Raw genomic sequence first — 14,618 nt, forward strand, 5'->3', positions numbered from 1 at the left:
CGTCAAAATTGAGCCCGGTGCCGTCAAAGGATCGTAAGGAAAGCGGCACCCGGGGTTCGCCGGGCGCACTTTTGGGTCATGACATTGCTTGAAATTCTGCCGTCTCTGGGTCAGGCGGCACCCCGACGGTTCGATCCCGCGATCTGGCCCGTCACGACACACTCCGACGAGGAGGGCCGACTATGCATCGGCGGTGTCCCCCTAGCGGACATCGCCGACGAGTTCCACACGCCTGCTTACGTCATCGACGAGACCGACTTCCGGCACCGCGCCCGGCGCTACCGCAAGTCGCTGCGCGGTGTTGAGGTCGTTTATGCCGGCAAGTCGCTGCTGACTACCGCGGTTGCGCGGTGGGCGCGCGAAGAGGGGCTCGGCGTCGACGTCTGCTCCGCCGGCGAGCTGGCCGTCGCCCTGGCCGGCGGGGTGGACCCCGCCCGCATCATCATGCACGGCAACGCGAAATCGCCCGACGAGTTGCGCGACGCGGTCCGCGCCGGGGTTGGGCGCATCGTGCTGGACTCCAACATCGAGATCGCCTACCTCGCAGGCCTGGCGCGCCGGCGCCAGCAGGTGCTCATCCGGGTGACCCCCGAGGTCGACATCCACGGCCACCCCGCCGTCACCACCGGCATCAGCGACCAGAAGTTCGGCTTCACCCTCGACGGCGGCCAGGCCGCCGACGCGGCAAAGCGAGTGCTGGCGCACCCCATCCTCGACCTGGTCGGGCTGCACTGCCACATCGGCTCGCAGGTCACCGACGCGACCCTTTACAGCGAAGCGATGCACCGCGTGATCGCCGCTATGGCCGACATCCGCGCGCAGCACGGCATCATCCTCACCGAGCTCAACATCGGCGGTGGCCACGGCATCCCCTACGTCCCCGGTGATCGGGAGCTCAACATCGACGAGTTGGCCGGCGTCATCGAGGAGAGCCTGGACGAGGCCTGCGCGATCGAACATTTCCCCCGGCCAAGGATCGTGGTGGAACCCGGTCGCGCCATCAGCGGCCGGGCCGGTGTGACGCTGTATCGGGTGTGCTCGGTCAAGACGCAACCGGGTGGCCGCACCTTCGTCGCCGTGGACGGCGGAATGAGCGACAATCCGCGGGTGTCGTTGTACGGCGCGCAGTACACCATCGCGCTGGCGAACCGGCACCCGCTGGGAGCCAAGCAGCGCGTCACCGTGGCCGGCCGGCACTGCGAAGCCGGCGACGAGATCGCCCGGGATATCGAGCTGCCGGCGGACGTGCACCCCGGCGACCTGTTGGCCGTGGCCTGCACCGGCGCCTACCACCACAGCATGGCGTCGAACTACAACATGGTCGGCCGGCCGCCCGTGGTGGCGGTCAAAGACGGCCGGGCTCGCGAGCTGGTCCGCCGTGAAACGATCGCCGACCTGATGTCGCGCGACTGCGGCTAGTGGTGAGTGCCAGCGCCGCGTAGCGGGGCGCAGCAGCTCACCACCATCGGGGTTCGTGGTGAGTGCCAGCGCCGCCTAGCGGGGCGCAGCAGCTCACCACCTTCGGAGCTGGGCCGGCGCTACTCGTCCTGCAGCCGCGGGTCGGCTTCCAGGTGGGTAAGGCCGTTCCACATCAGGTTGACCAGGTGTGCGGCGACCACTTCTTTCTTGGGTTCCCGCGTGTCCAGCCACCACTGCGCCGTCATCGACACCGAGCCGACCAGCGCCTGGGCGTACAGCGGCGCCAGGTCCGGATCCAGGCCGCGACGGGCGAAGTCACCGGCCAGGATGGAGCTGACCTGGCTTACGGCGTCGTTGAGCAGGCTCGAGTAGGTGCCCGAGCTGATCGCGGCCGGCGAGTCGCGGATCATGATCCGGAAGCCGTCGGTGCGTTCCTCCACATAGGTGAGCAACGCCAGCGCGACCCGCTCGACCCGCACGCGGGACCGGTTGTTGGTCAGCGACGAGGTGATGCCGTCCAGCAGCGCCGACATCTCACGGTCGACGACCACGGCGTACAAACCCTCCTTGCCGCCGAAATGCTCGTAGACGACCGGTTTGGACACGTTGGCACGCTGCGCGATCTCTTCGATCGAGGTGCCCTCGTAACCGCGTTCGGCAAACAGCGAGCGTGCGATGCCGATGAGTTGCTGCCGGCGCTCGGTACCGGTCATGCGTGCGCGCGGCGCCCGCACCTCTTTGTCGGGCTCCTTATCCAGAACGGCCACGTCAATCAGCGTATCGGTTCAGCGCGACCGAACCATGCCTCTTTCCCTCGGGACCACAACCGACCCGCACAACGTCTAGAGTCTCAAGTTGGCGCGCCGCATGGGCCCGCACAGATAAGCAATCCGTCGTGGTGTAATCGGCAGCACATCAGATTTTGGTTCTGAGAGTTCAGGTTCGAGTCCTGGCGACGGAGCGTGGCTTTTTGCCGCGAACGTGCGTGAAATGACACGCTGGACGGCGTGTCGGCATACAGACACGCACGATCGCGCGCCGAGCCCATAGGAGAGTTGGATGTCGTTTCGTGGTGACACCGCGGTCTTGGTTTTGGCCGCCGGGCCCGGCACCCGGATGCGGTCGGACACCCCGAAGGTGCTTCACACGATCGCCGGTCGCAGCATGTTGTCGCACTCCCTGCACGCGATCGCCAAGGTGGCGCCCCAGCACCTGGTCGTGGTCTTGGGCCACGATCAGCAGCGCATCGCGCCGCTGGTCGCCGAGTTCGCCGACACCCTCGGACGCACGATCGACGTCGCGCTACAGGATCGGCCACTGGGCACCGGCCACGCGGTCCTCTCCGGCCTGTCCGCGCTGCCCGATGACTACGCCGGAATCGTCGTCGTCACATCGGGCGATACACCACTGCTGGACTCAGACACACTGGCCGATCTGATCGCGACCCACAGCGCGAAGTCGGCCGCGGTGACGGTGCTGACCACGACGGTCAGCGATCCCGTCGGCTACGGACGCATCCTGCGCACCCAGGACAACGAAGTCATGGCGATCGTGGAGCACACCGACGCGACGCCCTCGCAACGCGAGATCCGCGAGGTCAACACCGGCGTCTACGCCTTCGACATCGCGGCCTTGCGGTCGGCACTGACCAGGCTGACCTCCAACAATGCCCAACAGGAGCTCTACCTCACCGACGTCATCGCGATCCTTCGCAGCGACCGCCGGACCGTGCATGCTCGGCACGTCGACGACAGTGCGCTGGTGGCCGGTGTCAACAACCGCGTCCAGCTGGCCGAACTCGGCGCCGAGCTCAACCGCCGGATCGTCGCCGCCCACCAGATGTCTGGCGTGACCGTCGTCGATCCGGCCACCACCTGGATCGACGTTGACGTGACGATCGGCCGCGACACCGTCATCCACCCCGGAACTCAGCTGCTCGGCCGCACGCAGCTCGGCGGTCGCTGCGTAGTCGGCCCGGACACCACGCTCACCGACGTCACCGTCGGTGACGGCGCATCAGTCGTCCGCACCCACGGCACGTCGTCGTCGATCGGGCCCGGCGCTACCGTCGGCCCCTACACGTACCTGCGACCCGGCACCGTCCTGGGAGCCGACGGCAAGCTCGGTGCGTTCGTCGAGACCAAGAACTCCACCATCGGCACCGGCACCAAGGTTCCGCATCTCACCTACGTCGGCGACGCCGACATCGGCGAACACAGCAACATCGGCGCGTCCAGCGTGTTCGTCAACTACGACGGCGAATCCAAGCGGCGTACCACGGTCGGCTCGCACGTGCGGACCGGCTCGGACACCATGTTCGTCGCGCCGGTCAAGATCGGCGACGGGGCCTATACCGGCGCCGGCACGGTGGTGCGTGACGACGTTCCGCCGGGGGCGCTGGCGGTCTCCGCGGGACCGCAACGCAACATCGAAGGCTGGGTGCAGCGCAAGCGGCCGGGCAGCCCGGCGGCGCAGGCCGCCGAAAAGGCCTCGGATAGGGCCGCCCGCCAAGACCCCGAGCGGTCCGAACCAACACCCGAGCCCGAATAGACACGGCGAATTCGTTTTCTGGCAACCCGTCCACGCGGCGGTAATCTTCGCTACGTACGATGGGGGCCTCAATCCCTTTTGACCCCTATCTGGACCCCGATACGGCGAGGGCAGTGCGTTGAGCCACGACTGGACCGACAATCGCAAAAACCTGATGCTCTTCTCCGGCCGCGCGCATCCCGAGCTGGCCGAACAGGTCGCCAAAGAACTCGACGTCCACGTCACCGCCCAGATCGCGCGGGAGTTCGCCAACGGCGAGATCTTCGTGCGCTTCAACGAATCGGTGCGCGGGTGCGACGCGTTCGTCCTGCAATCGTGCCCGGCGCCGGTGAACAACTGGCTGATGGAACAGCTGATCATGATCGACGCGCTCAAGCGGGGCAGCGCCAAGAGGATCACCGCGGTCATGCCGTTCTACCCGTACGCGCGGCAGGACAAGAAGCATCGCGGACGCGAACCGATCTCGGCCCGTCTGGTCGCCGACCTGCTCAAGACCGCGGGTGCCGACCGGATCGTGAGCGTCGACCTGCACACCGATCAGATCCAGGGTTTTTTCGACGGGCCCGTCGACCACATGCGCGGCCAGAACCTGTTGACCGGCTACATCACGGACAACTATCCGGACGGCAACATGGTGGTGGTCTCCCCCGACTCCGGCCGGGTGCGTATCGCCGAAAAATGGGCCGACGCATTGGGCGGTGTTCCGCTGGCCTTCATTCACAAGACCCGCGACCCCCGGGTGCCCAACCAGGTGGTCTCCAACCGCGTCGTCGGCGAAGTCGACGGCCGCACCTGCGTGCTGATCGACGACATGATCGACACCGGCGGCACCATCGCCGGCGCGGTGAAGCTGTTGCTTGAAGACGGCGCCTGTGACGTGATCGTCGCAGCGACCCATGGTGTGCTGTCCGACCCGGCCGCCGACCGGCTGGCCGCGTGCGGCGCCCGCGAGGTGATCGTCACGAATACGCTGCCGATCGGTGAAGAGAAGCGGTTCCCCCAGCTCACTGTCTTGTCGATCGCGCCGCTGCTGGCGAGCACCATTCGCGCCGTTTTCGAAAACGGCTCAGTCACAGGATTATTCGACGGAGACGCCTAGATGGGTTCCGGTTCACGCGACACTTTCATCTATCACAATCCAAAATGCAGCACCTCGCGCAAGACGCTGGATTTGTTGCGGGACAACGGTTTTGAGCCCACCACCATCCAGTACCTGAAAACCCCGCCGTCGCGGAGCGAACTGGCAGAAATGATCCGCGACGCCGGCATCGACGTGCGCACCGCGGTGCGCAAGCGTGAATCGCTCTATGCCGAACTGAATCTGGCCGACGCAACCGATGACCAGTTGCTCGACGCCATGGCCGAACACCCCATCCTCATCGAACGACCGTTTGTCGTCACAACGAAGGGCACTCGGCTGGCCAGGCCGATCGACGCGGTCCGCGAGATTCTGTGAGCCCGCTCGGCGACGATGCGCGCCGGAACGGCGGGAGGAGGAGCCGAGGAATCGGGCTTGGGCGCGGCGGCGCGGTCGCGGCCGCTGCCGCGACAGTCGCGCTGACGATGTCTGCGTTGGGCTGTGGCCCGAAAGCTCCTGACTACCAGTCGATCTTGACCACGAGTTCGACAACCGGCACCACCACGACGACCCAAAAGCCCGTCCCCCTGTCGCAGTATCTGGAAAGCATCGGCGTTACCGGGCAGCAGGTGGCACCGGGCGCCCTGACCGATCTGACCGTGTCGATACCGACGCCGCCGGGCTGGTCGCCGTATAGCAATCCGAAGATCGCTTCGGAGACGGTGATGATCTCCAAGGGCGGCAAGTACCCGACGGCAAGGCTGATTGTGTTCAAGCTGAGCGGGGACTTTGACCCGGCGCAGGTCGTCAAGCATGGCAATGACGATGCCCAGCTGTTCGAGAATTTCAGGCAGCTGGAGGCCTCGACGGCAGACTTCAACGGGTTTCCCTCGTCGCTGATCCAGGGCAGCTACGACCTCGATGGCACGCGGCTGCACAGCTGGAACCGGATCGTCATCCCCACCGGATCGCCGCCCGCCAACCAGCGATACCTGGTCCAGTTGACCATCACCGGTCTGGCCGACCAAGCCGTCGCTCAGGCTTCCGATATCGAGGCGATCATTCGCGGATTCGTCGTCGCCGCGAAGTAGCGCCGTGACTGGACCCGGACTGTTCGTCTCACTCCCGTCACGCGCTGCGCGCGTTCCGCTCGTTCGACTTCATTAGGCTAATCAGCCATGACTGACTGGACCGCCGCAGATCTTCCGTCGTTCGCCGGACGCACCGTGATCATCACAGGCGCCAACAGTGGGCTGGGCGCGGTGACGGCCCGCGAGCTGGCGCGAAACGGCGCCAAGATCATCATGGCCGTCCGCAACACGGACAAGGGCGAGGCAGCTGCGCGGCAGATGAGCGGCCCCAACACCGGCCAGTTCGAGGTGCGTCGACTCGACTTGCAGGACCTGTCGTCGGTCCGGCAATTGGCCGACGGGATCGACAAAGCCGACATCCTGATCAACAACGCCGGCGTCATGGCCGTGCCGTACACGGTGACGGTCGACGGCTTCGAGAGCCAGATCGGCACCAATCATCTCGGGCATTTCGCGCTGACCAACCTGCTGCTGCCCAAGCTCAGCGACCGAGTGGTGTCGGTGTCGTCGATGGCCCACTGGCCAGGGCGTATCAGCCTCGACGACCTCAACTGGAAGACCCGGCAGTATCGGCCGTGGCTGGCCTACAGCCAGTCCAAGCTCGCCAACCTCCTGTTCACCAGCGAGCTGCAACGGCGCCTCGTTGCGGCCGGTTCGTCGCTGCGCGCGCTGGCGGCACACCCCGGTTACTCGCACACCAACCTGCAGGGGGCAACCGGCCGCCGGCTGAGCGACGCCCTGATGTCGGCCGCCACCCGGGTGTTTGCCACCGACGCCGACTTCGGCGCCCGGCAAACGCTGTACGCGGCGTCACAGGACTTGCCGGGCAATACGTTCGTCGGGCCCAGATTCGGCAATCTCGGCCGTACCCAGCCTGTCGGCCGCAGCCGGGCCGCACAAAACTCGGCGACCGCCACCGCGCTCTGGGAGCTATCCGAGCAGCTCACCGGCACCAAATTTCCGCTCTGAGGTGCCCATGCGCTAACCTGACCAGGCGTCACGGCGAGGGTGGCTGGCCGTCTAGCCAGCACCGTTATCGACGGAGACCGACTCATTGTCGCGACCCTGGCCGTGCCCCGAACTAGGTACCGAGCACACAGGAGCGACAAAATGGCCAAGTCCGCAGTCAATGAGCTGAAGGTCACGGTGCGAACCGAGACCGGCAAGGGCGCGTCCCGGCGAGCCCGGCGCGAAGGCAAGATTCCCGCCGTCCTCTACGGTCACGGCGCCGATCCGCAGCACCTGGAACTGCCCGGACACGACTTTGCGGCGGTGCTGCGCCACTCGGGCACCAACGCGGTGCTGACACTCGACATCGCCGGTAAAGAGCAGCTCGCGCTGACCAAGGCGCTCGACATTCACCCGATCCGCCGCACCATCCAGCACGCCGACCTGCTGGTCGTGCGTCGCGGTGAGAAGGTCGTCGTGGAGGTCAACGTCGACGTCGTGGGCGAGGCCGGGCCCGACACCCTGGTCACTCAGGAGACCAACGCCATCGAGATCGAGGCCGAGGCGCTGTCGATTCCCGAGGAGTTGACCGTGTCTGTCGAGGGCGCCGCTCCGGGGACGCAGATCACCGCCGGGGAGATCCCACTGCCGGCGGGCGTCAACCTGATCTCCGACCCCGAGTTGCTCGTGGTGAATGTGGTGAACGCGCCGACCGCCGAGGACCTCGCGGAAGAGGGCGCGGGCGAGGTCCCCGAGAAGGAAGAAGCCGAAGAAGAGGCCGGCGAAGCCGAAGCCGCCGAAGAGTCCGAGTAGGCGGCCCGCGACGTGGCCGAACCGCTTTTGGTGGTCGGCCTGGGCAACCCCGGAGACAACTACGCCCGCACCCGGCACAACCTCGGGTTCATGGTTGCCGACCTGCTCGCCGCGCGGCTGGGCTCGAAGTTCAAGGCGCACAAGCGTTCCGGCGCCGAAGTTGTCAGCGGCCGGTTGGCCGGGCACTCCGTGCTGTTGGCCAAGCCGCGCTGCTTCATGAACGAGTCCGGCCGCCAGGTCGGGCCGCTGGCGAAGTTCTACTCGGTTGCGCCGGCCGACATCATCGTCATCCACGACGACCTCGACCTCGACTTCGGCCGCATCAGGCTCAAGATCGGCGGTGGCGAAGGGGGCCACAACGGGCTGCGCTCGATCGCCTCAGCACTGGGCACCAAGGACTTTCAGCGGGTGCGCATCGGGATCGGCCGGCCGCCCGGACGCAAAGACCCGGCGGCGTTCGTGCTGGAGAACTTCACCGCCGCCGAGCGGCCCGAAGTCCCCACCCTCTGCGAGCAGGCGGCCGACGCCACGGAGTTGCTCATCGAACTGGGCCTAGAGCCCGCACAAAACCGCGTCCACGCCTGGTAGCCCGCGGCGAGCGCGCGTGTTTGTACAACGACACGCCGTAAACCATGGCAATCTGCGCACGCTCGCGGCGAAGGTTGCGCCGACCGGCGAGACCTACGTGACCAGGGTGACGGAGGTGGACCGGCGCAGCTTGCCCGACGGGGTCTTCGGGATGGTGCCGGGGCCGAGCACCACCACGTTGCGCGGCCGCACGTCGACCTCGGCCACCACCTCGTGGGCGACCTGGTGCTCGATGCGGCGCACCTGGACCGGATCCTGCCAGGCGTTGGACTCGACGGCGACGGCGAACGTCTCACGTGAGTGGCCGGCGTCAAGTCGCACCGCGACGGCGCAGCCGGGCCGGACGCCTTCGACGCGGCAGGCGGCCCGCTCGATGTCGGTGGGGTAGACGTTGCGGCCCGCCATGATGATGACGTCCTTGACGCGGCCGCAGACCACGATGTGGCCCTCCTCGGTGATGTAGCCGAGGTCGCCGGTGTCATACCAGCCATGCTCGTCCTGGGCCGGAATGAAGCCGCCCATGGTGAGGTAGCCGGGCGTCAGCGACTCGCCGCGCAGCTCGATGACACCGACGCCGCGCGCGGGCATCACGTTGCCGTCCTCGTCGATGATGCGCGCCTCGAGGTCCTTCAGCAGCGGGCCCAGCGTGGCCAGCCTGCGGGTGTTGCCCTTGGTCGCGGGCACGGCCCGGCGCAAGGCGGCCAGCAGATCGGCGTCGACCTCGTCGACGACGAGACCGGCGTCGCACTCCGAGAACGACACGGCCAGCGTCGTCTCGGCCATGCCGTAGGCGGGCAGGATCGCCGAGGACTTAAGGCCGAACGGCTTACCCGCGTCGAGCAGGTCCTCGACGTCGGCGGGTTCGACGGGCTCGGCACCGGACAGTGCGAAGCGCAGGGTCGACAAGTCGAAGTCGCCGGTTTTCGCCTGGCGACGCAACCGCTTGGCGAGCAGCGCGTAGGCGAAGTTGGGCGCCGCGGTCATGGTGCCCTTGTACTTGTCGATGAGCTTGGCCCACAGCAGCGTGTCGCGCAGGAAGTCCATCGGCGTCACCTTGACCAGCTCCGCACCGAAATACATCGGGATGGTGAGGAAGCCGACCATGCCCATGTCGTGGAAGCAGGGCAGCCAGCTGACCATGACATCCTTGTCGACGTCGTACTGGGCGCCGATGAACATCGCCTCGGCGTTGGAGTAGATGTTGCGGTGGGTGATCTGGACCGCTTTCGGTGAACCAGTGGATCCAGACGTCAGCTGCATCAGCGCCAGGTCGTCCTCGCCGACCTCGACGGGGTCGATCGGATCCGACGCCAGCAGGTCGGCGACGGTAAGGACCCTGAGGCCTTTCTCCTCGAGCACGGGGATCGCCACCAGGAATGGCTCGGAGACGATGACGGCCTTGGCCTCGATCATGCCGATGACGGTCATCGTGTCCTCGGCCCACACGGCCAGGTCGGTGCGCGGAGTGGGCTGATGCAGCATGGTCAGGCTGGCGCCGCGCATCCACAGACCCTGCGCCGTCGGGGCGATCTCCACCGGGAAGCCGGCGAGCACACCGACCGCGTCGCCCAGACCGATGCCCGCGGCGGCCAGGCCGCCCGCGATGCAACGAGCGCGCTCGTGGACCTCACCCCACGTGTGGCGGACGGGTTCGTGGGGCTCACCGGTGACCATGCCCGTCTTCGCGGTTCGCGCATTGCGGTACATCTTCTCGGTAAACCTGCTCACAAAAACCTCCTCGGTTCCGGCACATTCCCCAAGGCTCGGATTCTCATATTCCGCCTGCTGGATGTCACTTTGAAGCAGGCGCGCGAGCACAGTTGGGCAGCGGTTAGGTCTCGAACCTGTGATGCATCGACTAGTCCACCGGAACGCCCGGCGGACGACGTAATCGAGTGGTCTTGCTTACCGCTGCTCGTCACCGCGCATTATCTTAAACTCCTCTTAAGTAACCACCAAACCGTCGCGCGGTTTGAGTTCGATTTCACACGCCGTTCAGACCCTGATCATCGGGGGTCACCGGCGCCGGCACCACGCGGGCGCCCGGCACAGGTCCGCTGGCGACCCGAACGGTGCGGCAGACACCCGCCCCCGACAGCTGGGTACCGACGTCGACCGCCGAGGCGGCCGACGCGCACAGGAAGGCACACGTGGGCCCCGAGCCGGACACGATGCCCGCCAGGGCACCGGCCTCCACGCCGGCTCGCAGAGCACGCCGCAGGGCGGGGTTCAGGCTTACCGCGGCCGGCTGCATTTCGTTGCCCAGCAGCGGCGCCAGCTGCTCCGGATCGCCCGCGGCCAGCGCCGCCAGCACCGGCCCGGGCTCGGCAAGGCGCGGCGGATCCCCGGCGTCGCGGAGCCGGTCCAGCTCGGTGAACACCGCCGGAGTGAGCAGCTCGCTGTCAGCGAAGGCGAAGACCCAGTGGAAGCTGTTGCGGGACAACACGGTAGCCAGCTCCTCGCCGCGACCGGTTCCCAACGCGGTGCCGCCGTGAAGTGCGAACGGCACGTCACTGCCCAGCCGCGCGGCCAGCATGCGCAGATCGCGGCGCGGCACGTTGAGCTCCCACAGTGAGTTCATCGCGACCAGCACCGCCGCCGCGTCGGCGCTGCCACCGGCCATACCGCCGGCCACCGGGATCGATTTGTCGATCATGATCGAGACATCGGGTGCCCGGCCGACGTGTTCGGCCATCAGCTCGGCCGCCTGCCAGGCCAGGTTGCGTTCGTCGGTGGGCAGCTTGTCGGCGCCCTCACCGACGAGCTCGAGCGACAGCACGTCGGCGTTGCGAACCGTGACCTCGTCGAGCAGCGAAACCGCCTGAAACACCGTCGTCAGTTCGTGATAGCCATCCTTGCGGCGGTCACCGACCGCCAAGTATAGGTTGACCTTTCCGGGCGCCCGAACGGTGACTGACCCAGTGGGCACCCACTGGGCAGCGGTGTTGCCGTCAGATGCGGACACCGCAGCAGACTATCGCTGCGACAGGCGGACCACACGCAGCGGCGCCTGACGGCGCTCCGAAGCGTCCCGGTCAGCTCACAGAAGCCTGTGACTGCGCCGAGTCTGGGCTTGTCCGCGTGGTGCCGTCATTCGAACCACCAGAACGTCGCAACAGCCGCACGAAGTCGTCGACGGACAGCGTCTCACCGCGACGCGCAGGATCGATGCTGGCGGCCAGCAATCGGTTCGCCGACTCGTTCCCCGAGCCCGCCCACTCGGCGAATGCATTGCGAGATGTCTTGCGGCGCTGGGCGAACGCGATGTCCACGAGTTCGAAGACTTGCCGCCGGAAGGATTCGTCGGTCGGCCACGGCGAGGCCGGGTAACGGTCGATGCGAACCAGTCCGGAATAGACGCGCGGGATCGGCCAGAAGACGGTCGGCGAAACCATGCCGCAACGACGAACCTCTCCGAAGAAACGAACCTTGACGCTGGGCACGCCGTAGTCTTTGCCGCCCGGCCCGGCGGCGAGCCGTTCGGCGACCTCGGCCTGCACCATCACCGTCACGGTCTGAATGGACGGAAACTCGGCGAGGAGGTGCAAGAGCGCCGGAACCGCGACGTTATACGGCAGGTTGGCGACCAAGGCTGTCGGGCCTGTCGGCCCCAAGGCCTGCTCGTCGTGGCGAAGGCTCAGCACGTCACGGTTCAGCACCGTCAGCCGGTGGATTTCGCTGTGCGAATGCTCGGCAACGGTCTGCGGCAGCCGACGCGCCAACACCGGGTCGATTTCGACGGCGGTAACGGTGGCGCCACGGTCGAGCAGGGCCAGCGTCAGCGACCCGAGGCCGGGACCGACTTCCAGCACGTGGTCTGACCGGCTGATCCCGGAGGTCGAAACCACCCGTCGCACCGTGTTGGCGTCATGGACGAAATTCTGGCCCAGAGCTTTCCGGGGCCGAAATTCAAGTTCTTTGGCGAGCCGCCTGATCTCGGTGCGTCCGAGCAGCCGGATGGTCAGCTTGCACCAGCTCTTCCGCTGCACACTGGCCACGCACCCCAACCCTGGCGCGCTTGTGTCACCTCGGCAATGGCAATCTGCTCTTCGCGGCTGGCAAGGTCGGCACGGGGCGCGTACCGCAGCCCGCCGTTGGCCGCCCAGGTACCCAGGTCGAATTGCACGCCACCGTAAAACCCGTTGCCGGTGTTGATCGCCCAGTTTCCGCCGGATTCGCAGCTCGCGACGGCGTCCCAGACCGATCCACTGCTCACCGGGGGCGCCTCGGTTCCGGGCTTGGTGCCCACCCGCAGCACGGCATCGCGGGCCGGCGTTATCACGGTGTTGGCGACTGGCAGCCGGCCGGTTTCGACACCGTTGACCATGGCCACCGCGAACGTCACATCCTGCTCACCCGGGGTTCCCGGGTCTTCGACGACCTGCCGGCTCATGTTCATCTCGGGGTCCTCGATGCGACGGGAGCCCGGCGGCAGCGGAATCCGCTGGGTGACCTGCTGAATCCGGTTACGGGTCACCTGGATTTCCATTCCGTCGACGATCGGGGACGCCGCGCTGGGCACCACCTGGTCGCTGTCGAGCGGCGGTGCGCCGGCGGCGCTCAGCAGCCCCGCGACATTCGGTGCCGGCAGGTGCACGGTGCGCACCGCGCCGCCGTCGTTGATCTGGACCGTCTTGGCGCTAACGACGGGCAGCGCCATCCCCGCCAGCGGCACGCGGCTGCCGCGGGAGGCCGCAACCGGGGCGGTGTCGGTCATCGCGAGCTGAGCCAGGGCCTCGTCCACGGTGGACGCCGTCGTCCAAACCTGCCTGGCGCCGTGGCCGTCCAGCGAGATCTGCAATGGCCGGCTGCGCCGCAGCACGATCTTTCCGGCCTCACCAACCTGCACGTCGCCGGCGGGGTACAGGTCGTCGCGCTCGCCGACGGCGAAGCCGCTCTCCTGGACGATGTCGACCACCCGCGACTTCATGGTCGTCACCCGCATCGCGACTCCGTCGACGGTCAACGTCACCGTCTTGCACGCAGAAACCGCGAACCCACCGGCGATTCCCAGGACTAACAGCAGCCCTCCGACTACGAGCCGCAACATCCGTGATGGGGATTGATGAAGTTTTGTCAATACACTCAACGCGCGTCTACCCCGGCCTCAGTAACACTTCAACGAACTATTCAGCAGAAAATGACAAACGGGCCAAGCGGCCCCAGCATACGATCACAAGACGGTAACGAACCGGCCAATGTTGAGCAACTCCGGGGCGAGGGTGTTGGCGGAATTCACTGGCCCATAAAGCTACTCGGGGGCTAGTCAGGGGCTAGTCCGTAAACCCGGCGAGCATTGCTGGTGGTGGTTTGCGCCAACTCCTCGGGATGACGACCTACCAGTTCAGCGAGCGCGCGCACGGTATATGGGAGGCAGTACGGCTCGTTCGCTGCGCCGCGATAGGGATGCGGCGTCAAAAATGGCGCATCAGTTTCCACCAGAAGTTGTTCCACGGGTATCAACGGCACCGCCTCCCGCAGGGCGCGGGCGTTGCGGAAGCTCACCGTCCCGGACAGGCTGAGCAACCACCCGGCGTCGACGCAGCGGCGGGCCATCGCGCTGTCCGACGAAAAGCAGTGGAAGATCACGTTGTCGGGGGCTCCCTCGGCCGCCAGCACGTCGAGCACCTCGGCGTCGGCGTCCCGGTTGTGGATCATCAGGGGTTTCCCGCACCGTTTGGCCAGGTCGATATGCCACGCGAAGGCATCCCGCTGCACGTCCGGCCGCGCGCAGCCGTCCAGGCGCCCGGGCCAATACAGATCGATGCCGGTCTCGCCAACGGCCACAACCCTCGGGTGGGCTGCCAGTCGCTCGATCTCGGCACGGGCGGCACCGTCGAGCGCGTCGGCGCGGGTCGGGTGTAATGCCACCGCGGCGTACACCCGCCGATCCCATTCGGCGGCCCGGGTCACCCAGCGCGCCGAGTTCAGGTCGTCGGCGATGGTGACCACGGCGCCCACTCCGACCGCCGCGGCGCGTTCGACGATGGCCCGCACTCCCCCGGCGTCCCGGGCGCCACACGCGTCCAGGTGGGTATGGGCGTCGATCAAGGGTGCCAGTGGCTCGGGCGCCGGCGGCGCTTTGCGTTCACCAGAGCGGTTGGAGCTCACGGCCACACAATAGGGTGGAA

General features: G+C 67.0%; 14 protein-coding genes and 1 tRNA gene. 9 read left to right on the forward strand and 6 right to left on the reverse strand.

Going from position 1 to position 14,618, the window contains the following annotated elements:
- Positions 1–78 precede the first annotated feature (78 nt).
- Positions 79–1,419: a diaminopimelate decarboxylase gene (gene lysA / locus ACLP4W_RS14910; protein WP_442387132.1), complete on the forward strand. Its 1,341-nt coding sequence runs from the start codon at positions 79–81 to the stop codon at positions 1,417–1,419.
- A 119-nt stretch (positions 1,420–1,538) separates the two neighbouring features.
- Here the strand turns inward: lysA and ACLP4W_RS14915 are convergent, their stop codons facing one another.
- Complete coding sequence (locus ACLP4W_RS14915; protein WP_442387189.1) at positions 1,539–2,132, reverse strand: TetR/AcrR family transcriptional regulator; 594 nt, start codon at positions 2,130–2,132, stop codon at positions 1,539–1,541.
- A gap of 176 nt (positions 2,133–2,308) precedes the next feature.
- Between ACLP4W_RS14915 and ACLP4W_RS14920 the strand changes: the two genes are divergently transcribed.
- From ACLP4W_RS14920 to pth, 8 genes are all read left to right on the forward strand, one after another.
- Positions 2,309–2,380: transfer RNA gene (locus tag ACLP4W_RS14920), tRNA-Gln, on the forward strand.
- A gap of 98 nt (positions 2,381–2,478) precedes the next feature.
- Positions 2,479–3,969, forward strand: a complete 1,491-nt coding sequence (gene glmU / locus ACLP4W_RS14925; protein WP_442387134.1) for a bifunctional UDP-N-acetylglucosamine diphosphorylase/glucosamine-1-phosphate N-acetyltransferase GlmU — start codon at positions 2,479–2,481, stop codon at positions 3,967–3,969.
- Between the two features lie 118 nt (positions 3,970–4,087).
- The gene (locus tag ACLP4W_RS14930) at positions 4,088–5,068 is read left to right on the forward strand and encodes a ribose-phosphate pyrophosphokinase (protein ID WP_442387136.1); all 981 of its coding nucleotides are present in this window, start codon (positions 4,088–4,090) and stop codon (positions 5,066–5,068) included.
- Complete coding sequence (gene arsC, locus ACLP4W_RS14935) at positions 5,069–5,425, forward strand: arsenate reductase (glutaredoxin) (protein WP_442387138.1); 357 nt, start codon at positions 5,069–5,071, stop codon at positions 5,423–5,425.
- Positions 5,426–5,532: 107 nt separating this feature from the next.
- Positions 5,533–6,138, forward strand: coding sequence for an LpqN/LpqT family lipoprotein (locus ACLP4W_RS14940; protein ID WP_442387191.1), 606 nt, complete (start codon positions 5,533–5,535; stop codon positions 6,136–6,138).
- Between the two features lie 87 nt (positions 6,139–6,225).
- Complete coding sequence (locus ACLP4W_RS14945; protein ID WP_442387140.1) at positions 6,226–7,107, forward strand: oxidoreductase; 882 nt, start codon at positions 6,226–6,228, stop codon at positions 7,105–7,107.
- A 141-nt stretch (positions 7,108–7,248) separates the two neighbouring features.
- The gene (locus ACLP4W_RS14950; RefSeq protein WP_442387142.1) at positions 7,249–7,899 is read left to right on the forward strand and encodes a 50S ribosomal protein L25/general stress protein Ctc; all 651 of its coding nucleotides are present in this window, start codon (positions 7,249–7,251) and stop codon (positions 7,897–7,899) included.
- A 12-nt stretch (positions 7,900–7,911) separates the two neighbouring features.
- Positions 7,912–8,487, forward strand: coding sequence for an aminoacyl-tRNA hydrolase (gene pth / locus ACLP4W_RS14955; RefSeq protein WP_442387144.1), 576 nt, complete (start codon positions 7,912–7,914; stop codon positions 8,485–8,487).
- A gap of 93 nt (positions 8,488–8,580) precedes the next feature.
- On the opposite strand, the gene ACLP4W_RS14960 is transcribed toward pth, so the two are convergent.
- The 5 genes from ACLP4W_RS14960 to ACLP4W_RS14980 form a co-directional block, all read right to left on the reverse strand.
- Entirely contained in the window at positions 8,581–10,215 is a 1,635-nt protein-coding gene (locus tag ACLP4W_RS14960; RefSeq protein ID WP_442387146.1) for a fatty acyl-AMP ligase, read from the reverse strand.
- 256 nt (positions 10,216–10,471) lie between these two features.
- Positions 10,472–11,452, reverse strand: a complete 981-nt coding sequence (locus tag ACLP4W_RS14965; RefSeq protein ID WP_442387148.1) for a 4-(cytidine 5'-diphospho)-2-C-methyl-D-erythritol kinase — start codon at positions 11,450–11,452, stop codon at positions 10,472–10,474.
- Between the two features lie 70 nt (positions 11,453–11,522).
- Complete coding sequence (gene rsmA / locus ACLP4W_RS14970; RefSeq protein WP_442387150.1) at positions 11,523–12,485, reverse strand: 16S rRNA (adenine(1518)-N(6)/adenine(1519)-N(6))-dimethyltransferase RsmA; 963 nt, start codon at positions 12,483–12,485, stop codon at positions 11,523–11,525.
- Positions 12,449–13,576 carry a transglycosylase family protein gene (locus ACLP4W_RS14975; RefSeq protein ID WP_442387152.1) on the reverse strand — a complete coding sequence of 376 codons (1,128 nt, stop codon included), beginning with the start codon at positions 13,574–13,576 and terminating at the stop codon, positions 12,449–12,451. The genes rsmA and ACLP4W_RS14975 overlap by 37 nt, the downstream gene beginning before the upstream one ends.
- Before the next feature lie 173 nt (positions 13,577–13,749).
- Entirely contained in the window at positions 13,750–14,604 is an 855-nt protein-coding gene (locus ACLP4W_RS14980) for a TatD family hydrolase (RefSeq protein WP_442387154.1), read from the reverse strand.
- Positions 14,605–14,618 lie beyond the last annotated feature (14 nt).

The organism is Mycobacterium sp. (assembly GCF_052145595.1).
Lineage (GTDB): Bacteria > Actinomycetota > Actinomycetes > Mycobacteriales > Mycobacteriaceae > Mycobacterium.

Coding starts and splice junctions, on each gene's coding strand:
- lysA (WP_442387132.1), top strand. CDS start 79: ATGACATTGCTTGAAATTCTGCCGTCTCTGGGTCAGGCGGCACCCCGA.
- ACLP4W_RS14915 (WP_442387189.1), bottom strand. CDS start 2,132: ATGACCGGTACCGAGCGCCGGCAGCAACTCATCGGCATCGCACGCTCG.
- glmU (WP_442387134.1), top strand. CDS start 2,479: ATGTCGTTTCGTGGTGACACCGCGGTCTTGGTTTTGGCCGCCGGGCCC.
- arsC (WP_442387138.1), top strand. CDS start 5,069: ATGGGTTCCGGTTCACGCGACACTTTCATCTATCACAATCCAAAATGC.
- ACLP4W_RS14940 (WP_442387191.1), top strand. CDS start 5,533: ATGTCTGCGTTGGGCTGTGGCCCGAAAGCTCCTGACTACCAGTCGATC.
- ACLP4W_RS14945 (WP_442387140.1), top strand. CDS start 6,226: ATGACTGACTGGACCGCCGCAGATCTTCCGTCGTTCGCCGGACGCACC.
- ACLP4W_RS14950 (WP_442387142.1), top strand. CDS start 7,249: ATGGCCAAGTCCGCAGTCAATGAGCTGAAGGTCACGGTGCGAACCGAG.